Annotated in this window: 18 protein-coding genes; 12 read left to right on the top strand and 6 right to left on the bottom strand. The window is 66.2% G+C overall.

Annotation, left to right across the window (positions count from 1 at the left end; translation table 11 throughout):
- Positions 1-57 precede the first annotated feature (57 nt).
- Entirely contained in the window at positions 58-1,254 is a 1,197-nt protein-coding gene (locus tag HWY30_RS25370; RefSeq protein WP_090805452.1) for a 5-(carboxyamino)imidazole ribonucleotide synthase, read from the top strand.
- 10 nt (positions 1,255-1,264) lie between these two features.
- Positions 1,265-2,314 carry an L-threonylcarbamoyladenylate synthase gene (locus HWY30_RS25365; protein ID WP_090801720.1) on the top strand — a complete coding sequence of 350 codons (1,050 nt, stop codon included), beginning with the start codon at positions 1,265-1,267 and terminating at the stop codon, positions 2,312-2,314.
- Between the two features lie 151 nt (positions 2,315-2,465).
- Here the strand turns inward: HWY30_RS25365 and HWY30_RS25360 are convergent, their stop codons facing one another.
- The 3 genes from HWY30_RS25360 to dacB form a co-directional block, all read right to left on the bottom strand.
- Positions 2,466-3,689: an SGNH/GDSL hydrolase family protein gene (locus HWY30_RS25360; RefSeq protein WP_090801718.1), complete on the bottom strand. Its 1,224-nt coding sequence runs from the start codon at positions 3,687-3,689 to the stop codon at positions 2,466-2,468.
- A gap of 95 nt (positions 3,690-3,784) precedes the next feature.
- Positions 3,785-4,702: a sterol desaturase family protein gene (locus HWY30_RS25355; RefSeq protein WP_090801717.1), complete on the bottom strand. Its 918-nt coding sequence runs from the start codon at positions 4,700-4,702 to the stop codon at positions 3,785-3,787.
- 188 nt (positions 4,703-4,890) lie between these two features.
- The gene (dacB, locus tag HWY30_RS25350; protein WP_090801715.1) at positions 4,891-6,531 is read right to left on the bottom strand and encodes a D-alanyl-D-alanine carboxypeptidase/D-alanyl-D-alanine endopeptidase; all 1,641 of its coding nucleotides are present in this window, start codon (positions 6,529-6,531) and stop codon (positions 4,891-4,893) included.
- Positions 6,532-6,795: 264 nt separating this feature from the next.
- Here dacB and HWY30_RS25345 point away from each other — a divergent pair, with 264 nt between their 5' ends.
- The 6 genes from HWY30_RS25345 to HWY30_RS25320 all read left to right on the top strand — a co-directional run bounded on the left by HWY30_RS25345 (position 6,796) and on the right by HWY30_RS25320 (position 12,505).
- Positions 6,796-7,458: a response regulator gene (locus tag HWY30_RS25345; RefSeq protein ID WP_090801714.1), complete on the top strand. Its 663-nt coding sequence runs from the start codon at positions 6,796-6,798 to the stop codon at positions 7,456-7,458.
- A 4-nt stretch (positions 7,459-7,462) separates the two neighbouring features.
- Positions 7,463-8,761: an ATP-binding protein gene (locus HWY30_RS25340; RefSeq protein WP_090801712.1), complete on the top strand. Its 1,299-nt coding sequence runs from the start codon at positions 7,463-7,465 to the stop codon at positions 8,759-8,761.
- A gap of 168 nt (positions 8,762-8,929) precedes the next feature.
- Positions 8,930-10,447 (top strand): DegQ family serine endoprotease, encoded by a 1,518-nt coding sequence (locus tag HWY30_RS25335; protein WP_090805450.1) that lies wholly within the window; start codon positions 8,930-8,932, stop codon positions 10,445-10,447.
- Between the two features lie 278 nt (positions 10,448-10,725).
- On the top strand, positions 10,726-11,220 hold the full coding sequence (locus HWY30_RS25330; protein ID WP_090801711.1) for a hypothetical protein: 495 nt from the start codon (positions 10,726-10,728) through the stop codon (positions 11,218-11,220).
- 147 nt (positions 11,221-11,367) lie between these two features.
- Positions 11,368-11,748 (top strand): DUF427 domain-containing protein, encoded by a 381-nt coding sequence (locus HWY30_RS25325; protein ID WP_090801710.1) that lies wholly within the window; start codon positions 11,368-11,370, stop codon positions 11,746-11,748.
- Between the two features lie 34 nt (positions 11,749-11,782).
- On the top strand, positions 11,783-12,505 hold the full coding sequence (locus HWY30_RS25320) for an SRPBCC family protein (protein ID WP_090801708.1): 723 nt from the start codon (positions 11,783-11,785) through the stop codon (positions 12,503-12,505).
- A 107-nt stretch (positions 12,506-12,612) separates the two neighbouring features.
- On the opposite strand, the gene HWY30_RS25315 is transcribed toward HWY30_RS25320, so the two are convergent.
- Positions 12,613-13,608, bottom strand: coding sequence for a helix-turn-helix domain-containing protein (locus HWY30_RS25315; protein WP_090801706.1), 996 nt, complete (start codon positions 13,606-13,608; stop codon positions 12,613-12,615).
- A gap of 171 nt (positions 13,609-13,779) precedes the next feature.
- On the opposite strand from HWY30_RS25315, the gene HWY30_RS25310 reads away from it, so the two are divergent.
- The gene (locus tag HWY30_RS25310) at positions 13,780-14,418 is read left to right on the top strand and encodes a cysteine hydrolase family protein (RefSeq protein ID WP_090801705.1); all 639 of its coding nucleotides are present in this window, start codon (positions 13,780-13,782) and stop codon (positions 14,416-14,418) included.
- Between the two features lie 92 nt (positions 14,419-14,510).
- Here HWY30_RS25310 and HWY30_RS25305 read toward each other — a convergent pair whose 3' ends face one another.
- Positions 14,511-15,152 carry a TetR family transcriptional regulator gene (locus tag HWY30_RS25305; protein WP_090801703.1) on the bottom strand — a complete coding sequence of 214 codons (642 nt, stop codon included), beginning with the start codon at positions 15,150-15,152 and terminating at the stop codon, positions 14,511-14,513.
- Positions 15,153-15,580: 428 nt separating this feature from the next.
- Between HWY30_RS25305 and HWY30_RS25300 the strand changes: the two genes are divergently transcribed.
- From HWY30_RS25300 to HWY30_RS25290, 3 genes are read left to right on the top strand one after another with little or no spacing between them, the layout of a single operon-like run.
- The gene (locus HWY30_RS25300) at positions 15,581-16,804 is read left to right on the top strand and encodes an efflux RND transporter periplasmic adaptor subunit (RefSeq protein ID WP_090801700.1); all 1,224 of its coding nucleotides are present in this window, start codon (positions 15,581-15,583) and stop codon (positions 16,802-16,804) included.
- 18 nt (positions 16,805-16,822) lie between these two features.
- A complete protein-coding gene (locus HWY30_RS25295; RefSeq protein WP_090801699.1) occupies positions 16,823-20,053 on the top strand; it encodes an efflux RND transporter permease subunit in 3,231 nt (1,076 codons plus the stop codon).
- A 1-nt stretch (position 20,054) separates the two neighbouring features.
- Positions 20,055-21,575 carry an efflux transporter outer membrane subunit gene (locus HWY30_RS25290; RefSeq protein ID WP_143037121.1) on the top strand — a complete coding sequence of 507 codons (1,521 nt, stop codon included), beginning with the start codon at positions 20,055-20,057 and terminating at the stop codon, positions 21,573-21,575.
- 115 nt (positions 21,576-21,690) lie between these two features.
- Here HWY30_RS25290 and HWY30_RS25285 read toward each other — a convergent pair whose 3' ends face one another.
- A complete protein-coding gene (locus tag HWY30_RS25285; RefSeq protein WP_090805449.1) occupies positions 21,691-23,100 on the bottom strand; it encodes a nucleobase:cation symporter-2 family protein in 1,410 nt (469 codons plus the stop codon).
- Between the last annotated feature and the right edge of the window lie 172 nt (positions 23,101-23,272).

Below are 23,272 nucleotides of genomic sequence, written 5' to 3'. Positions count from 1 at the left end.
ATGCCCGCCGCTCGATGCATGAGCGCGACGCGTATCCGGCCGCGACCGACCACCAAGATGAACCCTGACAACACACCGGTTTCACCGATTCTGCCCGGCGCATGGCTTGGCATGGTCGGTGGCGGCCAGCTCGGCCGCATGTTCTGTTTTGCCGCCCAGGCGATGGGCTATCGCGTCGCCGTGCTCGACCCGGACGAAACCAGCCCGGCCGGCGCGGTCGCCGACCGCCACCTGCGCGCGGCCTACGGCGACGAAGCGGCGCTGACCGAACTCGCGCGGTTGTGCGCGGCGGTGTCGACCGAATTCGAGAACGTGCCGTCCGCGAGCCTCGACTTTCTCGGCAAGTCCACCTTCGTGAGCCCGGCGGGGCGTTGCGTCGCCGTCGCGCAGGACCGGATCGCCGAGAAGCGCTTTATCGCGTCGTCGGGTGTGACGGTTGCGCCGCACGTCGTGATCGAGTCGTCGGATGCGCTTGCGGCGCTGGGCGATGGCGCGCTCGAAGCGGTGCTGCCCGGCATCCTGAAAACGGCGCGCATGGGTTACGACGGCAAAGGCCAGATTCGCGTGCGCAACGCCGAGGAAGTGCGCGAGGCGCATGCGTCGCTCGGCGGCGTGCCGTGTGTGCTCGAGAAGCGCCTGCCGCTGAAGTTCGAGGTGTCGGCGCTGATCGCGCGCGCGGCGAGCGGGGCGTCGGTGGTCTATCCGCTCGCGCAGAACACCCATCGCGACGGCGTGCTGTCGCACACCATCGTCCCCGCGCCGGACGCGTCGCCGGCGCTCGTGCAGCAGGCTCAACAGGCCGCGCTGCAGATCGCCGAGAAGCTCGGCTACGTCGGCGTGCTGTGCGTCGAATTCTTCATTCTCGAAGACGGCTCGCTGGTCGCCAACGAAATGGCGCCGCGCCCGCATAACTCCGGCCACTACACGGTCGACGCGTGCGCGACGAGCCAGTTCGAGCAGCAGGTGCGCGCGATGACCAGCATGCCGCTCGGCGACACGCGCCAGCATTCGCCGGCGGTGATGCTGAACATCCTCGGCGACGTGTGGTTTCCGGACGGTCCGAAGCGCGCGGCGGTCACGCCGCCCTGGCAGGAAGTCGCCGCGATGCCGTCAGCGCGCCTGCATCTGTACGGCAAGGAAGAGGCGCGTTGCGGCCGCAAGATGGGCCACGTGAACTTCACCGCGCCGACCCTCGAAGAAGCCCGCACCGCGGCGCGCGATTGCGCGCGGCTGCTGCACATCGCTACCAGCTGACGCGCGCGCCATGCCGGATCAACAGAAACCCGCCAAGGACGCTACCAACGCGTTGCCGATCAGCGCCGCGCAGATCGAGCACGCGGCGGCCTTGCTCGACGCGGGGGGGCTCGTCGCGTTTCCGACGGAAACCGTGTACGGCCTCGGCGGCGATGCCGAGAACCCGGACGCGGTCGCGCGCATTTACGCGGCGAAGGGGCGGCCGGCCAATCATCCGGTGATCGTGCATCTCGCGCCGCATGGCGATCCGAACTACTGGGTCGAGTATTTGCCGGCGGATGCGCAGCGCCTGATCGACGCGTTCTGGCCGGGACCGCTCACGCTGATCCTCAAGCGCGCTGCGCGCATTCCGGCGGCGGTCAGCGGCGGGCAGGACTCGGTGGGACTGCGCTGCCCGTCGCATCCGGTTGCGCAGGCGTTGCTCGATGCATTCAGCGCGTTGCGCGGCGGGCATGGCGGCGTCGCCGCGCCGTCGGCGAACCGCTTCGGGCATGTGAGCCCGACCACCGCGCAGCATGTGCGCGACGAGTTCGGCAGCGCGATTTATGTGCTCGATGGCGGCGCGTCGGATGTCGGTATCGAGTCGACGATTCTCGATCTGTCGCGCGGCTTTCCGGCGCTGCTGAGGCCCGGTCGCGTGACGCCGCAGGATATCGCCGACGTGCTCGGCGAGGCGCCGCGTCTGCCCGACGGGTCGGACGCGAGCGCGCCGCGCGCGTCGGGCACGTTGAAAGCGCATTACGCGCCGCGCACGCCGCTCGTGCTGCTGCCATTCGGCGAGCTCGAGCCGCTGCTCGCGGTGCGCGAGCCGGGCGAGCGCGTCGCGCTGGTCGCGCGTGCGTCGCGTGCGGGACAGTGGGCCGATGTCGACGGCGTGCATTTCGTCGCCGCGCCGGAAGATCCGCACGTCTATGCACGCGAGCTCTACGGCTTGCTGCGCGCGCTCGATCGCGCGAACGTCACGCGGATTCTGATCGAGAAGCTGCCGGACACGATCGAATGGATCGCGGTCAACGATCGGCTCGGGCGCGCGGCGGCGGCATTCGAAGCGCAGCACTGATGCAATCGGCTCGCTGCGCTGCATGGCACGGCCACCGGAAAAGGCAAAGGCCCGGCTCGTTCAACGAGCCGGGCCTTTTGCCATCTAGCCAGCCTTAGCGACGCCGGTTAGCTGTCATGTCAATACCGCTAACCCCACGGCCAACGCCGCGTTACTTGCCAAGCCCGCTAGCAGCGACCTGCGTCTCCACCTGCTGTGCGAACAGCGCTTGCAGATGTGTGGTCGGATGCACGAGGTCGGCGAACATGTAGGTCTGGTCCGCGCCGGCCACCGTGTAGGTTTGCGGCGAGCAGAACAGCGACGACGCAAGCGCGCTGCCGAAGTCCGCCGCCGTCTGGCCGGAGGCGAGCACGCTCGGATTGTTCGTCGCGTACGTGGTCGCGCTTTGGGCCATCGACGTCAGGTTACACGCGGTGCCCGTATTCGACACGGTGAAACCGAGCGACTGATAGTTCTGCAACGTCTGGTCGATCCACGCGAATGCGCTCACGTAGATGACCTGCTTGGTCGACGCGAGGCCTTGCTGCAGCACGCCGTTGTAGGTCTTGACGAGCGCGTTGATGAGCGCCTGGCCTTGCGCGCCCGCGGCGAGACCTTGCGGCGTCTGCGCGATGTCCGGCACGTCCGACACCACCACGTGCGTCGCGCCCGACGCGACGACCTTCTGCACCGTGCCGACGAACGTGGTCGCCGCGGTGGTGATGTCCTGCAGCGCGGCCAGCGTGGCCGTCTGCGACGCGGCGGCTGCCGCCGTCTGCGCGTCGGCCGGGGTACCGCCGTTCAGGAGCGCCTGCGTCGCCGCTGCCGTACCGGCAGCCGAGACCGCTTGGACCGCGACGAAGATGTCGTTCGCGCCGCCGTTCATCAGCACGAGCTGGTTCGAATTGAAGCTGTTATTGTGCCCGGCCAGATACTCGGCGACCTGCGTCGTGACCGGCACCGTCGTCGCGGCCATGTTGTTCGGCGCGTAGCCTTCGCCCGGCTGCAGATCGACACGCGAGCCGCCCTGCGCGTAACCGAGGCCGCCCGTCGCGGTGAGCGGCATGCCGAAGCCGCCGACGTACGCGGCGGTGAGCGTGCCGCCGTAGTACTCGGCGACCTTCTGCGTCCAGACCTCACCCGGATTCGTCGTGAAGCGGCCGCCGCCCGTGCCGACGTTCGCCTGGACCGTCGGCATGTATGTGCCGACATCCGACAGGCTGTCGCCGAATGACACGACCTGCAGCGTGACGCCCCCCGGCGGCGTGTTGCTGCTGCTCGAACTATTGTTGTCGCTGCCACCGCCGCATGCCGCGAGCGCGGCGAACGCTGCGCTCGCCACTGCGATCTGCGTGACGCGCAACCATTGCTGTTTCTTCGAAGCGGTTTGATTCATGTTGACTGCATCTCCTCGTATGTGTGGCCCTTGATGCCATGTGTTGCAGGCGGCGTCCACCGCGTTGGCGGCGTGACGACAGCTTACAGAATCTTCTACGGCCTGCGCGATGTCCGAAGCGCGACCGTATGGTTTGAGTTCAAGCCGGCTCCCTGCGCGCGCTGCGCATGATGAGCGGCGGCCCAGGCAGGCGGCGCGAACAGCGCACGCCATTTGTTGCGCCAGCCGCGCACTCTCGCGAAGTCTGCGGCCATCGATGCCCATTCGTGAAACGTCGCCTTCAGCGGGTTGTACGTGTGCAGCGGCTCGACGATGCCGTACCGCGGCGCCTCGTGCGGATCTTCTTCGACGTAGCTGCCGAGCAGGCGATTCCAGATCACCAGTACACCTGCGTAATTGCGATCGATGTAGCGATCGTTGCGCGCATGATGCACGCGATGGATCGACGGCGTATTGAACACGTATTCGAGCCAGCCGAGCTTGCCGATCGCCTGCGTGTGCACGAAGAACTGGAAGCCGAGATTGATCAGCACGATCGCGACGATCTGCTTCGGAGCAAAGCCAGGAATGACGAGCGGAATCCAGAACACCCACATGCCGGCGATCGGGTACAGCAGGCTCTGGCGGAACGCGGTCGAAAAATTCATCCGCTCCGACGAGTGATGCACGACGTGGGCGGCCCACAGCCAGCGCACGCGATGACTGCAGCGATGAAAGACGTAATAGAGCAGGTCCTGCGCGACGAACAGCACGACGAACGACAGCCACGTCGCCGGCCATGTATGAATGCGGTGATGCTCGTAGAAAAACGCGTAGACAGGGATGATCGCGAGCCACGCGAGCTTGTCGGCGGCCTGCTGCAGCAGCGCGAGCGCGGCGTTGCACAGCGTGTCGCGCCAGCTGTAGAGCCGCTCGGCCGGGCGCGTGCGGCTCACGTGCCACGCCTCCGAGCCGATGCAGGCAAGAAAGACGGGCGCCATGGCGAGCAGCAGCAATTCGGCATCGAATTGCATCTTGTCTCCCTTCCTGGTCCCTGACCGCCTCGCGGTACGCGGCGGGTGGTGTCGTTATCGTTCGTGAGGCCGCGCGGTCTGCACGACCGGCGCCCGACGCGGCAAGCCCGTGATGTCGCGCGCCGCATGCTGCCCGACAGCGTACACGGTTAGGAGCTTGCCGCGCGCGGCATCGCTAGAAGGAATACTCAGTGGCCGCCGCGCTTGCGCGGGTTTTTCCTGGGCTTCTCGCGCGCTTCCTCGATGGGCGCGGAAACCTTCGTAAAGCCCTGCGACGGGCCTTCGTACACCCATTCGAGCAGCGCGTCGTGCGCGGCGCGCGCCGCTTCCGAATGCGGATCGTTGATCAGGCTGACGACGACATAGCTGTTGCCGTCGGCCGACGCGACGTAGCCGGCGATCGCGCGTACGTCGCGCAGCGTGCCGGTCTTGATGTGCGCGTTGCCGCCCGCGCCCTGGCTGGTCAGGCGATTGCGCATCGTGCCGTCGACACCGGCGATCGGCAGCGAGTCGACGAACACCTGCGCGACTGGGCTCGCGTTCGCGCGTTGCAGGACATCGGCGAGCGCGAGCGCGGTGATGTGTTCGTCGCGCGACAGGCCCGAGCCGTTATCGAGCGACAGGTATTCGGTGTTCAGGCTGTCGCGCGTCAGGAAAGCTTCGACCGCGTGCGCGGCTTTCGCGGGCGTGGCGGGCGGCCCTTCCTCGGCGGCGCCGATTGTCAGGAACAGGTTGCGCGCCATCGTGTTGTTGCTGAACTTGTTGATGTCGCGAACGATGTCCGACAGCATCGGCCCCTCGTGCCTGGCGACGAGCTTCGCGCCGGCGGGCACCGCGCCTTCGCGGGTCGCGCCCGTGAATGTGCCGCCGGTTTGCTGCCACAGCGCGAGGAAGCCGCGCGCGAAGAACGTCGAGTGATCGAGCACGGCGACGTTGATCGTGCGCGCGTCGCAGCGCACCGGAAAGTCGCCGATGAACGACGCGACGAGCGTGCCGTCAGGCTCCGGCGTGACGGTCGGCGTCGGCAGTTCGCCACGGCATGGGCCGCTCGTCGCACGCAACTGGTTGTCGATGCGCAGTTGCGCGAGCGCGGGCAGCACGTCGATCGCCACCGTGCCATCGGGCGACGGCGTCAGCGTGAACGACAGCGATTTGAACGCGTACAGCAGCGGATCGGGGCCGACGTTGTACGGCGCGTTCACGTCGTCGTCGAACGCGGGCAGGTCGCGAGTCGACGGATCGAAGTAGCGCTTGTCGAGCACCAGCGCGCCGTCGATACCGTTGATGCCCGCCTTGTGAATCTTCTGCACGAGGTCGATCAGTTCTTCGGGCACGAGCTTCGGGTCGCCGGTGCCCTGGATGTACAGATTGCCGTGCAGCACGCCGCTCGCGTCGAGCGGGCCGTCCGCGTACGCGCTGGTGCGCCAGCGGTAACTGGGACCGAGGATCGACAGGCCCGAGTAGGTGGTGACGAGCTTCATCGTCGAGGCGGGCATCATCGGCTTGCCGGCGTTCAGCGCGAGGATCGGCGTGCGATCGCCGACCTTTTCGACGACCACGCTGATCGACGACAACGGCACGTGCGCACGCTGCAGACCGACCATCACCGGCTGCGGCAGTACCGTCGTGACGTTGACGCTCGGATGCGTGGCCTTGACGCGGGCCTCCCCGGTCAGCGGCAGCAGGGTGCCTGCGCCGAGCGCGGCGGCGCAGAGCCAGACGGCCGCGCGCGGCCCGACACGGTTAGGCATGAAGGCTGCGCGATCGAACATACGGCGCGAGTGCACCGCCATACGGCGTGCGACGGAAGACAGAAAAGGGTGCGTCATGAACGGGTAAACGGGCAAACGGACGAGCAGGATTTCAAGGTGTGCGGCGAGCGGCGTGCGCCGTGCGCGGGACGATGGAACGGCAAGCTGGGCGCCTTGACGGCGCGGTAGCGCGCCGCGGTCTACCCGACGGCCGTCGCGCGACGCAAAGCGCCCATTGTAGTGACATCCCGCGAGGCTGCGGTGAAAAAAGCGCCACACGCCGCACGGGTCGGAAGCGGGCGCTAGAATGCGGCATCATCGAATGTTTTGGAACGGACAACCATGCGCATCCTGCTAGTCGAAGATGACCGGATGATCGCCGAAGGCGTGCGCAAGGCGCTGCGCGGCGAAGGCTTCGCCGTCGATTGGGTCGAGGACGGCGAAGCGGCGCTGCGAGCGGCTGCGGCCCAGCCTTACGACCTCGCGTTGCTCGACCTCGGTCTGCCCAAGCGCGACGGTCTCGAGGTGCTGCGCGCACTGCGTGCGCGCGGCCATGCGCTGCCGGTGCTGATCGTCACCGCGCGCGACGCGGTCGCCGATCGTGTCAAGGGCCTCGACGCCGGCGCCGACGATTACCTTGTCAAACCTTTCGATCTCGACGAACTCGCTGCGCGGATGCGCGCGCTGATCCGGCGCCAGTCCGGCCGCAGCGATTCGACGATTCGCCACGGCAATTTGACCCTCGATCCCGCGTCGCACCAGGTGACGCTCGATGGCGCCCTGGTCGCGCTATCCGCGCGCGAATTCGCGCTGCTCGAGGCGCTGCTCGCGCGACCCGGCGCGGTGCTGTCCAAGAGCCAGCTAGAGGAAAAGATGTATGGCTGGGGCGAGGAGATCGGCAGCAATACCGTCGAGGTCTATATCCACGCGCTGCGCAAGAAGCTCGGCGCCGATCTGATCCGCAACGTTCGCGGGCTTGGCTACATGATCGCGAAGGACGCCTGAGCCGATGCGCTCGATTCGCCGACAACTGTTGTTCTGGCTGCTCGCGCTCGTGCTGCTCGGCGTCGGCATCGCGGGCTGGCTGATCTACCGGCAGGCACTCGCCGAAGCGAACGAGCTGTTCGACTACCAGCTCGAGCAGATCGCCGCGGCGCTGCCTGCGGAACCGTTCTCGCAGGTGCTCGGCCGCGATACCGGCGACGAGGGCATCGTGCTGCAGATCTGGAACCGCAACGGCATGCTGATGTATTACTCGCGGCCGCGTGCGCCGCTCGCGCCGCGCGCCGAACTCGGTTTTTCGACCGAGCGCACCGACCGCGGCGAATGGCGCGTATATGGCGCGATCGTCGGCGACAACGTCGTGCAGCTCGCGCAGCCGCTGTCGGTGCGCAACCGGCTCGCCGCCGATGTCGCGCTGCGCACGCTGTGGCCGCTGATCGTGCTGCTGCCGCTGCTCGGACTCGCGGTATGGGTGATCGTCGGTCGCGGGCTGCGGCCGCTGCGGCGCGTGACGAGCGCGCTCGACACCCGTCATCCCGAAGCGCTGGATCCATTGCCTGATAAGCGCCTGCCGCTCGAAGTGCGGCCGCTCGTGCGTGCGCTGAACGGGCTGCTGCAGCGGCTCGCGACCGCGCTCGATATCCAGAAGGCGTTCGTCGCCGATGCCGCGCACGAATTGCGCACGCCGCTTGCCGCGGTACAGATTCAGGCGCAACTGGTCGCGCGCGCGAAGGACGACACAGCCCGCAGCGAGGCGCTCGCCGATCTGCAGGCGGGTGTCACGCGCGCGACGCGCCTCGCCGAGCAACTGCTCGCGCTCGCGCGCGCCGAGCCGGACGGCGCCGCCGGCGCAGTGATGCTCGATCTGCGCGAGCTGCTGCAGGAGTGCGTCGCGACCTACGCGCCGCTCGCGATGAATCGCGGCGTCGACCTCGGCATCGAGGCGAGCGACGCCGCCAGCGTGACCGGCGACGCCGAAGCGCTGCGCGTGATGTTCAACAACCTCGTCGACAACGCGACCAAGTACACGCCGCGTGGCGGCCGCGTCGACGTCAGCCTGCGTGTCGAGGACGGCCGTCCGGTCGTGCAGATCGCCGATAGCGGCCCCGGTATCGATCCCGCCGATCGCGAGCGCGTGTTCGACCGGTTCTATCGCGCGGGAGCGGGCGCGAATCGCGCGCGCACCGACGTGGCGGGCAGCGGCCTCGGTCTCGCGATCGTGCGTCGGATCGCCACCCAACATCATGCGCAAGTGTCGCTCGACGACTCGCCGGCCGGTGGTTTGCAGGTCATCGTACGCTTCTGATCATGGCGATTTACTGTTCGGCCAACGCCGGCGTTCGTGCTGGCGCGGCGGTCCGTAGCGGCCCGTCCAATAAGGTTCCCATGATCTGGCGCTGCTTAAGACTCTTTTAAGTGATGCCCTTTACGCTCGTCGACATCCAAAGTCACTTTCTCCAGTCAGGAGCTCATGATGAACGCGAAAACCTTGTCCCGCGGCGCCGTTGCGGTAGCTGTGGCCGCTGCGCTTTCAGCCGGCTATGTGGCGGGCCATCGCGATGTGCCAGCACCGCAGATCATCTCGCCGGCGCAAGCCGCCGCGATGATGCCAGCCGAAGCAGCCGCCAAAACCGGTATCCCCGATTTCTCCGGTCTCGTCGAGACCTACGGTCCGGCCGTCGTCAACATCAGCGCGAAGCACGTGGTCAAGCAAACCGCGATGCGTGGTAATGGCGGCAACCTCAACGGCAACCAGCTGCCGATCGATCCGAACGATCCGTTCTATCAGTTCTACAAGCGGTTCTTCGGCGGCGTGCCCGGCATGCAGGGCGGCGATGGCGGAGACGCGCCCGACCAGCCGAGCGTGAGCCTCGGCTCGGGCTTCATCATCAGCAACGACGGCTACATTCTGACGAACGCGCACGTGGTCGATGGCGCGAACGTCGTCACCGTGAAGCTCACCGACAAGCGCGAATTCAAGGCGAAGGTGGTCGGTGCCGACAAGCAGTCCGACGTCGCCGTGCTGAAGATCAACGCGAGCGATCTGCCGACGGTGAAGATTGGCGATCCGCGCCAAAGCAAGGTCGGTCAGTGGGTCGTCGCGATCGGTTCACCGTACGGCTTCGACAACACCGTGACCTCGGGCATCATCAGCGCGAAGTCGCGTTCGCTGCCCAATGAGAACTACACGCCGTTCATCCAGACCGATGTGCCGGTGAACCCTGGCAACTCGGGCGGTCCGCTCTTTAATCTGCAAGGCGAAGTGATCGGCATCAACTCGATGATCTACTCGCAGACGGGCGGCTTCCAGGGCCTGTCGTTCGCGATCCCGATCAACGAGGCGATCAAGGTCAAAGACGATCTCGTCAAGACCGGTCACGTGAGCCGCGGCCGCCTCGGCGTCGCGGTACAGGGCTTGAACCAGACGCTCGCCGAGTCGTTCGGCATGCAGAAGCCGCAAGGCGCGCTGGTCAGCTCGGTCGACGCCAACGGGCCGGCGGCCAAGGCTGGCTTGCAGCCGGGCGACGTGATCCTGTCGGTGAATGGCGACGAAGTGAGCGATTCGACGGATCTGCCGGCGAAGATCGCAGGTCTCGCGCCGGGCAGCTCGGCGACGCTGAAAGTGTGGCGTGATAAGGCCAGCAAGGACGTGAAGGTGACGATCGGCTCGTTCTCGGACGCAAAGGTTGCGTCGGCGAACAAGACCGATCAGCAGACCCAGTTGCAAGGCCGTCTCGGCGTCGCGGTGCGGCCGCTGACGCCGGAAGAGAAGAGCAGCGCGTCGGTGTCGCACGGTCTGCTCGTGCAGCAGGCAGGCGGCGCGGCGGCGAGTGCCGGCATCCAGGCGGGCGACGTGATTCTCGCGGTCAATGGCCGTCCCGTCACGAACATCGATCAGCTGAAGCAGATGATTTCGGGTGCAGGCAACAGCATTGCGCTGCTGATCCAGCGGGACAACGCGCAGATTTTCGTGCCCGTAGATCTCGGCTGATCCAGTATCCGGGCGGTTCGAACGGATCGCCCATCCCAGTTTGAGCTGTAGTAGCGATTGCCGGTCCTTTGCATTTACTGCAAGGACCGGTTTTTTTTCGCCTGTCCGCACCGTGCTACGGCAAGCAGCGCGGGCAGGGCGAAACGCGCCACGCGGCTTGGTGCCACGGTCGCGCATGTCCAGTCGACGCAACCGGATGGTTGGCACGCAGGTTGCTGCGGCCTTCATTTGGGCCTGTTCGGGGACTGGGCAAGGACTGCAACAAGGAGAGCGAACCAATGAAAACCCAACGCAATCAGCAAAGGATCGTAGCCGTCGCGCTGTGCGCGGCGCTCGCGCTCGGACTGGCGGGCGGTGCGTACGCGCAGCAGGCGGGCGTGACCGGTGGCTCGACGACCGACAACACCAGCGCGGGCAACACCAACGGCGGCGGTCTGCCGCAAGTCCAGCAGCAGGGCGACGTGTCGTACGTATCGGGCGGCGTCGGCCTCGACGAATCGCGGGCGTTGCGACAAGCGCAACGTCAGTGGCCACTGACGTTGCGCTTCACCGGACCCAACGCCGAGTTTCTCGCGGATGTGCACGTGCGTATCGTCGATGCCCATAACGGCGAAGTGCTGAACACGACGTCGCGCGGACCGTTCATGCTGGTGCGCTTGAGCCCCGGCCGCTATACGGTGCACGCGAAATACAACGACAGCGAGCAAACCCGCTCGGTTAGCGTGCCGGCGCACGGCAACGTCAAATCCGCGTTCATCTGGAACGCGAAGTAACGGGTCGATCGGTCCGCCGCCGCGCAGCAAGCTTGCGCAATCGGCCGAAGTTTGGCCGATAATGAAGCCACGGGCAGCTCCCGTGGCTTTGCCGTTCCGGCGGCAACAGCCGGCAGTGCAGCACCCACCCCATCACGGAGCCTGGACATGAGCGATGCGTCGACATCTGCGGGACGGCTGGACGGCCATACCATCGTGATCCGCGACAACGGTCACCGCGTGCGCGTGATTCACGGCGGCGTGACGATGGCCGACACCAAGGCCGCGCTGACGCTATCGGAGACCGGCCTCGCCGACGTGTTCTATTTCCCGCGCGAGCACGTGAACATGGCCCGGCTCGAACGCTCGACGCACACGTCGCATTGTCCGTTCAAGGGCGACGCGTCGTACTTCCATCTGCGCACCGAAGATGGCGTGATCGAGAACGCGGTGTGGTGCTACGAGGCGCCGTTCGAGCAGGTCAGTCGCATCAAGGGCTATCTCGCTTTTTACGCATCGCGCGTCGACCGCATCGATCAGACGTCCTGATCCCGCAGTCGGCGCGTTCATCGGGGAGGTTGTCATGGAACTGAACGACGCGTTACGGATTCCGCTGGCGCCGTCCGAGGTCTGGGACGCGTTGCAGGACCTCGCGCTGTTGCGTGCCAGCCTCGACAACTGCGAGTCGTTCGTGCGTCTCGCCCACGGCGAATACGCGCTGACGATGACCGTGCCGCTCGGCCCGTTGCGCGCGCATTATCAGGCGCGCGCGCACGTCGCCGGCCAGGATTCCGGCCCGGCGGACGCGCAGCGCCGCACCATCAACTTCAAGGCCCGGGCCGAGGGCATCGGCGCGTTGCGCGGTCAGATCGAAGTGCGTTTGCGCGCGGACGAGGGGCGGGAGCCGGGCACGCGCATCGACTACACACTGTGGGCGACGTCGTCGGGACCGCTCGCCGAGCTGCCGACGCGCCAGCTCGAGAACGCCTTGCGTCAGATCGCCGACGATTTTTTCGCCGAGTTCGACGCCGTCGTGCGCGCCAAGCACGGCAAAGGGCCGAACCGCGCGCGTGGCACGGCGCCGCGTCGCCAGTACGTGTTTTTGCGGCCGATCACGCTCGGCGGCATCGCGCGGCGAGCGCGCATCGAGCACAGCCATGCGCTGTCGGGGCGCGCGGCGAGCGCGTCGCATAGCTGGTCGCATCACGAGCCCGGTCAGCATGTCGTGCCGTACTGGGCGTGGGCCGGGATGATCTTTCTGGTCGCACTATTGTTGTATGTCGCGCGCTGGTTCAGCGAGCATTGAGGCCGCGAGCCGCGCGCAGCCCCTGATGGAACGCGCGACAAACATCCCGCGCGACTACGAAATCCCGGTGACGCACTACGAAATAGCGGTGCTCCCGCCGCCTTCATCTAATCCCCGCGAAACTCCCGCCGCCACGCGCTCGGCGACGTGCGAAACGCGTCCGCGAAATGCTGCCGCAGCGATGCGGCCGAGCCGAATCCGGCGCTCGCCGCGATCGCTTCGACCGACCCGTCGGTGCTTTCCAGCAGCTGTTGCGCACGCGCGAGCCGCTGCGCGAGGAGCCACGCGCCGACGGTGGTGCCGGTCGCGAGCCGGAAGCGCCGCGTGAAGGTGCGGCGGCTCATCAACGCGCGCGCGGCGAGCGTGTCGCGCGTATGCGGCGTGGCCAGGTTGCCGCTCACCCAGTCGAGCAGGCCGGACAGGCGATCGCCGCGCGGGTTCGGCGGCATCGGCTGCTGCACGTATTGGGCCTGGCCGCCCTGGCGATGCGGCGACACGACCAGCCGGCGCGCGACCTGGTTCGCCACCCGCGCGCCGCAGATCTTGCGCAGCACGTGCAGGCAGCAGTCGAGGCCGGCGGCGGTGCCGGCCGAGGTCAGCACGTTGCCGTCGTCGACGTACAGCACGTCGGCGTCGAGCCGCACGCGCGGGTAGCGGCGCGCGAAGTCGTCGGCCCAGGCCCAGTGCGTCGAAGCGGGCCGTCCATCGAGGATACCCGCGGCGGCCAGCACGAAAGCGCCGAGGCACAGGCCGACGAGCAGCGCGCCGCGCGCATGCGCGGCCCTCAGCGCGTCGAGCAGCGCGGCGGCCGGGGTTTCGGCGGGATCGCGCCAGCTCGGCACGATGATCGTCTGCGCGTCGGCAAGCGCTTCGAGTCCGTGTATGACCGCGATCGAGAAGCCCGCGGTCGTCGCCAGCGCGCCTTTCTCCGCGGCACAGACGCGGAAGTCGAAGTCGGGAACACCGCCGGCGCGACGGTCCTCGCCGAACACGACGCACGGCACCGACAGATGGAACGGGCTGATGCGGTCGAACGCGACGACGGCGACGATGTGGCGCGGCGCCTGATCGGAGACGTCGTCGGAAGATGCGAGGGTGGTCATACCGGGCGCCTCATGAAAGCCGTAAGTATGGCCCGATTCTAGCGAAGGTTGTCATTCGGGCCGCTGTCGACGGGCGGGCAGCGGAGCAACAATGCCGTCATTGCCGTTGCGCCGCGGCCACCGCGCTGGGCGCGCGCCATCGACCGATTTTTTCTGACAAGGAGCCTTGCCATGAGCACACCCGCGCCGCGCCGTGCGCTGATCGTCATCGACGTGCAGAACGAATACGTGAGCGGCGACCTGCCGATCGAATTTCCGGACGTGCGCACGTCGCTCGCCAACATCGGTCGCGCGATCGATGCAGCGCGCGCCGCCAGCGTGCCGGTCGTGATCGTGCAGAACGTCGCGCCCGCCACCTCGCCGCTGTTCGCGCGCGGCAGCGCGGGCGCGGAACTGCACACGGTCGTGAGCTCGCGCGCTCATGATCATTTCGTCGAGAAGTCTCTGCCGAGCGCATTCGCTGGGACCGATCTGGCCGACTGGCTCGCCGCCCGGCAGATCGATACGCTGAGCGTCACCGGCTACATGACCCACAATTGCGATGCCTCGACGATCAACCACGCGGTGCATGCTGGCCTCGCCGTCGAGTTCCTGCACGACGCAACCGGCTCGGTGCCGTATGAAAACAGCGCGGGCTTCGCGAGCGCGGAGGAGATTCATCGCGTGTTCAGCGTGGTGCTGCAGTCGCGCTTCGCGGCGGTCGCGAGCACCGATCAATGGATCGCGGCGCTAAAGAGCGGCGCGCCGCTCGAGCGCGGCAACATCTATGCGTCGAATCAGGCGGCGCGAGCGCGCCGGGCGGTTGCCTGAACCCGGCGCAGGGGCGGTGGTCCGGTCCAAAAACAGAAACGGGCGGTCCACCGAACCGCCCGCTGTTCCAATCCGTCACCCTGGCGCGCCTTCTACGCCGCCTTCCTGCGCAACGCCGGACTCAGGCGCAAGCCGTCGAACATCGCTTCCACCATCTGCTGCGCTTGCGCGCCGAAGTCGGTCGCGTCGGGCAAAAACAGCATGTCGCGCAAAGAACCGCCGACGAACGCGTGGACCATCGCCGCGGCAAGCTTCGTGTCGAGGTCGGCGGGCATCTGGCCTTTGGAGATCGCATTGCGCAGACCGCCCTCGATCTTCGCGAGCCCCTCGCGCATATTGGTCTGATACCGTTCCATCACCGGCCCCATATCTTCGACCAGCTCGCACTTCAGAAACAGAATGTCGAACACGCGGCGGCGGCGGGGATCGTTGGCCGTGTCGCGCAGGCAGACCACGCAGATTTCAATCAGGCGCCCGAGCGGATCAGCTTCGTTGGGATCGAGCGACGCCGCCTTCAGTTCGTCGAGCGGCAGCAGCACGCGGTCGAACATTTCGGTGAACAGCTCGCTCTTATGCGCGAAATGCCAATAAATGGCGCCGCGCGTGACGCCCGCGGCCTGGGCGATATCGGCCAGCGACGTGCGCGATACACCCTTCTCGAAGAAGACCTGTTCGGCCGCGTCGAGAATCCGGTTGCGCGTCTCCAGCGCCTCTTCTTTGGTTCTTCTGACCATATTGGTGTAGCCTGCGCTGATCCTGGGGTTTATGCGGACAGTTTTAAGTCAGTCAGATGACGCTTTGACTACTTCTGAAGCGAATTGCGACGCGAATCTGCGGTACCCCAGCCTCGGAAGATATAAATGCACTTTTACATGCATTCATGAATGTATATATAATAGCACCCCACGATCGCATAGCCCAAGCCGTGACGAGCAGTTAATATCCGTCACTGTTGCCTTTCGAAAGCGCTTTCGCGGCCGCCAAACGGCGGCGCTGCGCGGCATTCCCCGGTATGGCGCATTCGTAGCAGGGTGCCCTGCAGGCGTAGGTTTGCATCCATGGGCTTCCGGTCGAGCGTCGCGAGACGCTTGTGTGCGCTGTCGTCCCCGGGGTAGGGATGCGCGCACTTTTTCATTACTCAGTCTTTGACAGAGGTCGCTCCATGCGCGTCGAACGGGTTCCATTCCGCTTAATCAGTGCCGCGACGGCTGCCATCTTGCTGGCGGCGTGCGGACCAAAACAATCTGCCCCGCCGCCACAGACGCCCGAAGTCGGCGTCGTCACCCTCCAGCCGACGACCGTGCCCGTCGTCACCGAACTTCCCGGCCGTACCAGTGCCTTCCTCGTCGCGCAGGTGCGCGCGCGGGTCGACGGCATCGTGCTGCGCCGTGAGTTCACCGAGGGTAGTGAGGTCAAGGCCGGCCAGCGTCTGTACAAGATCGATCCGGCGCCGTACATCGCGTCGTTGAACAACGCGAAGGCATCGCTCGCGAAGGCGCAGGCGAACCTGGTGACGACCACCGCGCAGGCCAATCGCTACAAGGTGCTGGTCGCGGCGAACGCGGTCAGCAAGCAGGATTACGACAACGCGGTCGCCGCCGAAGGCCAGGCCGCCGCCGACGTCGCCGCGGGCAAGGCCGCGGTCGATACCGCGCAGATCAACCTCGGCTATACCGACGTGACCTCGCCCGTGACCGGCCGGATCGGCGTGTCGCAGGTCACGGCGGGCGCATTCGTGCAGCAGAGTGCGGCCACGCTGATGGCCACGGTCCAGCAACTCGATCCAGTCTACGCCGACCTCACGCAATCGAGCCTCGATGGTCTGAAGCTGCGCCGCGAGGTCCAGGAAGGGCGTCTCAAGACGACCGGTCCGGGCGCCGCGCAGGTCACGCTGGTGCTGGAAGACGGCCGCGTCTACTCCGAGAAGGGCAAGCTGCAGTTCACCGACGTGACCGTCGACCAGGGCACCGGCTCGGTCACGGTGCGCGCGATCTTCAAGAACCCGAACCACGTGCTGCTGCCGGGCATGTTCGTGCGCGCGAAGATCGACGAGGGCGTCAACCAGAACGCGCTGATCGTGCCGCAAGTCGGCGTCACGCACGACCAGAAGGGTCAGCCCACCGCGCTCGTCGTCGGCAACGACAACAAGGTCGAGCTGCGTCAGCTCGTCACCTCGGGCACCTTCGGCTCGTACTGGGTGGTCTCGGACGGCCTGAAGGCGGGTGACCGCGTGATCGTCCAGGGCACCGACAAGGCGCATCCCGGCCAGCAGGTCAAGCCCGTGCCGGCGCAGCTGCCCGGCAACCCGGCTTCCGAGGCCGCCGCAAACGGCGCCCAGACAGGTCAACCCGCGGCTCAGCCTGCCTCCGCCGCTTCGGGCGCGTAATAACAGGGAGCCCGCCTCATGGCAAAGTTCTTTATTGATCGCCCGATTTTTGCATGGGTGATCGCCATCATCCTGATGCTCGCGGGTATCGCGTCGGTGTTCACGCTGCCGATCGCGCAATACCCGACCATCGCGCCGCCGTCCATCCAGATCAGCGCAACCTATCCGGGTGCTTCGGCGAAGACGGTGGAAAACACCGTTACGCAGGTGATCGAGCAGCAGATGAGTGGTCTGGACCACCTGCTGTACCTCGCGTCGACCTCGGACGACTCGGGCACGGCCACCATCACGCTGACGTTCGCGGCCGGCACCAACCCTGACATCGCGCAGGTGCAGGTGCAAAACAAGCTGCAGCTCGCCACGCCGCTGCTGCCGCAAGCGGTGCAGCAGCTCGGCACCAAGGTCACGAAGTCGAGCAGCAGCTTCCTGCTGGTGATGGCGTTCGTGTCGACCGACGGCAGCATGAACAAGTACGACCTCGCGAACTACGTCGCGTCGAACATTCAGGATCCGATCAGCCGTATCGACGGCGTGGGCACGGTGACGCTGTTCGGCTCGCAGTACGCGATGCGCATCTGGCTCGACGCGAACAAGCTGAATAACTTCGGTCTGACGCCGCTCGATGTCGAAACCGCGCTGCAGGCGCAGAACGTGCAGGTCGCGGGCGGCTCGCTCGGCGGCACGCCGTCGGTGCCGGGCCAGGTGCTGCAGGCCACGATCACGCAGGCCACGCTGCTCAATACTCCCGAGCAGTTCGGCAACATCCTGCTGAAGGTGAATCAGGACGGCTCGCAGGTGCGTCTGCGCGACGTGTCGCGCGTCGAGCTCGGCGGCGAAAATTACAACTTCGACACCAAGTACAACGGTCAGCCGACGGCAGGCTTCGGTATCCAGCTCGCCACGGGCGCGAACGCGCTCGCCACCGCGAAGGCGGTGCGCACGAAGATCGCCGAACTGTCGAAGTACTTCCCGCACGGCCTGGTGGTGCAGTACCCGTACGACACGACGCCGTTCGTGCGCCTGTCGATCGAGGAAGTGGTCAAGACGCTGCTCGAAGGTATCGTGCTGGTGTTCCTCGTCATGTACCTGTTCCTGCAGAACCTGCGCGCCACGCTGATTCCGACGATCGCGGTGCCGGTGGTGCTGCTCGGTACGTTCGCGATCATGAGCGCGGTCGGTTTCTCGATCAACGTGCTGTCGATGTTCGGTCTCGTGCTCGCAATCGGCCTGCTGGTGGACGACGCGATCGTGGTGGTGGAAAACGTCGAGCGGGTGATGCAGGAGGAGGGCTTATCGCCTCGCGAGGCAACGCGCAAGGCGATGGACCAGATCACCGGCGCTCTCGTCGGCGTGGCGCTCGTGCTGTCGGCGGTGTTCGTGCCGGTGGCATTCTCGGGCGGCTCGGTCGGCGCGATCTACCGGCAGTTCTCGCTGACGATCGTCGCGGCGATGGTGCTGTCCGTGCTCGTCGCGTTGGTTCTGACGCCGGCGCTGTGCGCGACGATCCTGAAGCCGATTCCGAAGGGTCATCACGAAAAAGCGACCGGCTTCTTCGGCTGGTTCAACCGTACCTTCAACACGAGCCGCGACAAGTACCACTCGGGCGTGCACCACGTGATCAAGCGCTCGGGCCGCTGGCTCATCATCTACATGGTGGTGATCTTCGCGGTGGGGCTGCTGTTCGTGCGTCTGCCGAAGTCGTTCCTGCCTGACGAAGACCAGGGCACGATGTTCGTGCTGGTGCAAACGCCGTCGGGTTCCACGCAGGAAACCACCGCGCGCGCGCTGAAGGACGTGTCGGACTACCTGCTGAACGACGAAAAGGCGATCGTCGAATCGACCTTCACGGTGAACGGCTTCAGCTTCGCGGGTCGTGGCCAGAACGCGGGTCTCGTGTTCGTGCGGATGAAGGACTACGCGCAGCGCCAGCACCCGGACCAGAAGGTGCAGGCACTGGTTGGGCGTCTGTTCATGCACTTCAGCAGCTACAAGAACGCGCTCGTGTATCCGGTCAATCCGCCGTCGATTCCTGAACTCGGCACCGCGGCGGGCTTCGACTTCCAGCTGCAGGACCGCGCGGGTATCGGTCACGCGAAGCTGATGGAAGCGCGCAACATGCTGCTTGGCCTGGCGGCGAAAGATCCGACGCTCGCGCAGGTGCGTCCGAACGGCCTGAACGATACGCCGCAGTTCAAGGTGAGCATCGACCACGAGAAGGCTTCGGCGCTCGGCGTGTCGCTCGCCTCGATCGACCAGACGTTCTCGATCGCATGGGCCTCGGCGTACGTGAACAACTTCCTCGACACCGACGGCCGGATCAAGAAGGTCTACCTGCAGGGCGACGCGCCGTTCCGGATGAAACCGGAAGACGTGAATGCCTGGTTCGTGCGCAACGGCGCGGGCGCGATGGTGCCGTTCTCGGCCTTCGCGAGCACCGAGTGGACCTACGGTTCGCCGAAGCTCGAGCGCTACAACGGTATTTCGTCGGTGGAAATCCAGGGTGCGGCCGCGCCGGGCAAATCGACCGGTCAGGCGATGGCGGCGATGGAACAGATCGTCACCAAGCTGCCGGCGGGAGTCGGCTACGAGTGGACGGGTCTGTCGCTGCAAGAGCGTCAGTCGGGTTCGCAGGCGCCGATCCTGTACGGCATCTCGATTCTCGTCGTGTTCCTGTGTCTCGCGGCGCTGTATGAAAGCTGGTCGATCCCGTTCTCGGTGATCATGGTGGTGCCGCTCGGCGTGATCGGCGCACTGCTGGCCGCGACGCTGCGCGGGCTCGAGAACGACGTGTTCTTCCAGGTGGGTCTGCTGACCACCGTGGGTCTGTCGGCGAAGAACGCGATTCTGATCGTGGAATTCGCGCGAGAACTGCAGCAGGGTGGAGGCATGGGACCGATCGAAGCCGCGCTCGAAGCGGCGCGTCTGCGGTTGCGTCCGATCCTGATGACCTCGCTCGCGTTCATTCTCGGCGTGCTGCCGCTCGCGATCAGTAACGGCGCGGGGTCGGCCAGCCAGCACGCGATCGGTACCGGCGTGATCGGCGGCATGTTGACGGCGACCTTCCTCGCGATCTTCATGATCCCGATGTTCTTCGTCGTGATTCGCGCGAAGTTCGGCGGTGAGAAGGAAGACCCGGATGAGGCGCTGCGCCACTATGAACAGCACCATCCGCACGATCCGCAAGGCGGCGCGGCGGGTGGCACGACCGACGGGTCGGATGGCAATGGCTCGGGCAAGGATGGGCATTGAGATGCAAAAACACTCTTTGATTGCAGTGGCGGTCGCGCTGCTCGCCACGGGTTGCACGCTGGCGCCGCACTACCAGCGGCCCGCCGCGCCCGTGACGGCGACTTTCCCGACGGGCGGCGTGTACGACCAGCAGCCGGGCGCGCAAGGCGCGCGCGGCGCGAACGGCCTGGCTGCCGGCGACATCGGCTGGCGCGACTTCTTCGTCGATCCGCGTCTGCAGCAGCTGATCGAAATCGCGCTGAAGAACAACCGTGATCTGCGTGTGTCGGTGCTGAACATGCAGGCGTCGGCGGCGCAGTACCGTATCGTGCGCGCGGGCCTGTTCCCGACGCTCGACGCCGCGGCTTCGCAAAGCCGGCAGCGCACGCCGCGCGATCTGCTGGCGTTGCCCAACGGCCCGACGATTAGCAACACGTATTCGGTGGGCTTGAACGCGTCGTGGGAAATCGACTTCTTCGGGCGCGTGCAGAGCCTGAAGGATCAGGCGTTGGCCACGTACCTCGGCACCGCGCAGGCGCGCAAGTCCGCGGAAATCGCGCTGGTGTCGCAGGTGGCGAACCAGTACATGACGGTGCTCGAACTGGACGATCTGCTGAAGGTCACGCAGAACACGCTGAAGACGGCGCAGGAGTCGTTTCGGATCACCAAGCTGCAGTTCGACAACGGCACCGGTTCGGAACTCGATCTGCGCCAGTCGCAAACGGTTGTCGAAACCGCGAGCGCGGACCTGCAGGCGCAGATGCGTTTGCGGGCTCAGGCTGACAACGCGCTGGTGCTGCTGATCGGCGAGCCGTTGCCGGCTGATCTTGCGCCAGGCCTGCCGCTGAGCGACCAGAGCCTGCTCACGGATATTCCGGCGGGCCTGCCGTCCGATCTGCTGACGCGCCGTCCCGACATCATGGAGGCCGAGGAAAATCTGCTCGCGGCCAACGCGAACATCGGCGCGGCGCGCGCCGCGTTCTTCCCGAAGGTCACGCTGACCGGCAGCGCCGGCACGCTGAGCCCGACGCTCGGCGGGCTGTTCAAGCCGGGTTCGGCGGCGTGGAGCTTCGCGCCGTCGATCACGCTGCCGATCTTCGAGGGCGGTCAGAACATGGCCAACCTCGATCTCGCCAACATCGAGAAGAACGTGCAGATCGCCACGTATGAAAAGGCGATCCAGACGGCCTTCCGCGAAGTGGCGGACGGACTGGCCGCGCGCGGCACGTACGACAAGCAGATCGCGGCGCTCGAGCGGGATGTCGCGGCCGAGCAGCGCCGGCTGGATCTGTCGACCCTCCGTTATACGAGCGGTGTCGACAGCTATCTTTCGGTGCTGACCGCGCAGACCTCGTTGTACTTGGCTCAGCAGGCGCTGGTCACCGCGCGCATGGAACGTCTGCAGAACCTGGTCACGCTGTACCAGGCGCTCGGCGGCGGCTGGATCGAGCACAACGGCGACCAGCCGCGTCCCGCCGACGCGCCGGTCGACTACGGTGCGGCGAGCGCACCGGTCGCGGCTTCGGCGGCGACGGCAGGGTAAGCGCTGCGGCTCGATGAACCGCTGAAGTAAAGCAAAAACGCCACGGCATGCCGTGGCGTTTTTGTTGATTCGCGGCGTTCGGTGCCGCTCGCCGCATCATCGCTGCATCAAAAGCTCAATGCAGATCCGCCGCCCGCAGCATCTCGTTGCTCTGCGGTGCGCCGCCCGCGCTGGCGTCGAGATCGTGCCCGGCGCGGCGAAGCTCGCTCTTCGCCATCTTCTCGCCCTTCACGCCGTTGAAGATCAGGTTCAGCGCGACCGCCGACACCGAGGCGAGCAGAATCCCGCTATGTAGCAGCGGCGACAACGCCGGCGGCAGTTGCGAGAAGAAGTGCGGCGAGACGACCGGCACGAGGCCGAGCCCGATGCTGACCGCGACGATGAAGAGGTTGTGCTGATTCCTCACGAAGTCGACGCGCGACAGCACCTTGATGCCGTTCGCCGCGACCATGCCGAACATCACGATGCCCGCGCCGCCGAGCACGAACGCCGGCACCGACGCGACCACCTGCGCCATCTTCGGGAAGAGGCCGAGCAGCACGAGGATCACGCCGCCCATCGCGCAGACGAAGCGGCTCTTCACGCCGGTCACGCCGATCAACCCGACGTTCTGCGAGAACGACGTATGCGGGAACGAGTTGAAGATGCCACCGATCAGCGTGCCGAGACCGTCGACGCGCAAGCCACGCACCAGCGTTTTCTGATCGACCGGACGATCGACCATGTCGCCGACCGCGAGAAACATGCCGGTCGATTCGATGAACGTGACGAACATCACGGTGACCATCGTCGCGATCGACAGCGCATCGAAGTGTGGCAGACCGAAGTGGAACGGCATCACGAAGCCGACCCACGGCGCGTGCATGACGCCGTCCAGGTTGACGCGGCCGAGCATCAGCGCGATCGCGAAGCCCGCGACGATGCCGAGCAGCACCGAGATATTGGCGACGAACCCCCTGGCAAACTTGTTGATCAGCAGGATCAGCGTCAGCACGAGCAGCGCCAGGCCGAGATATATCGGATTGCCGTAGTCGGGATTGCCGACACCGCCGGCCGCCCAGTTGATGCCGACCTCCATCAGCGACAGGCCGATCACCGAAATCACGACGCCGATCACGACCGGCGGGAAGAACCGCAACAGCTTGCCGACCGCGGGCGCGAGCAGAATGCCGATCACGCCGGCCGCGATCGTCGAGCCGAAGATGTCGAGGATGCCGAGCGAAGGATTGGTGCCGATGGCGACCATCGGGCCGACGGCCGCGAATGTGCAGCCCATGATGACCGGCAGGCGGATGCCGAAGATCCACAGTCCGAGCGTCTGGATCAGCGTGGCGATGCCGCAGGAAAACAGATCGGCGCTGATCAGGAAGGCGACCTGGTCTTTAGGCAGCTTCAGCGCCGCGCCGATGATCAGCGGCACCGCGACCGCGCCAGCGTACATGACCAGCACGTGCTGGATGCCGAGAGTGAGCAACTGGCCCGCCGGTAGGCGCTCGTCGCACGGGTGAACCGTGTTCGCTTGCATATCGTCTGTCTCCACCATCTCGTTTTGGGATGACTCCAAGGTATCGGGGACGAAAAGTCGCAACAAGACCATACGTGGCTATTCCGGCATTCCCGGCGGCGATATGCAGAGACCTGTTTTGAAAGGCAAATTAAAGCCACGCGTGGGACGGATCGGCCGTCGGACGCCAGAG

Source organism: Paraburkholderia tuberum STM678, from assembly GCF_902833905.1.
GTDB classification, from domain to species: Bacteria; Pseudomonadota; Gammaproteobacteria; order Burkholderiales; family Burkholderiaceae; genus Paraburkholderia; species Paraburkholderia tuberum.
Note: the sequence above shows the minus strand (reverse complement) of the source record. Positions and strands in the feature narration are given on the sequence as shown.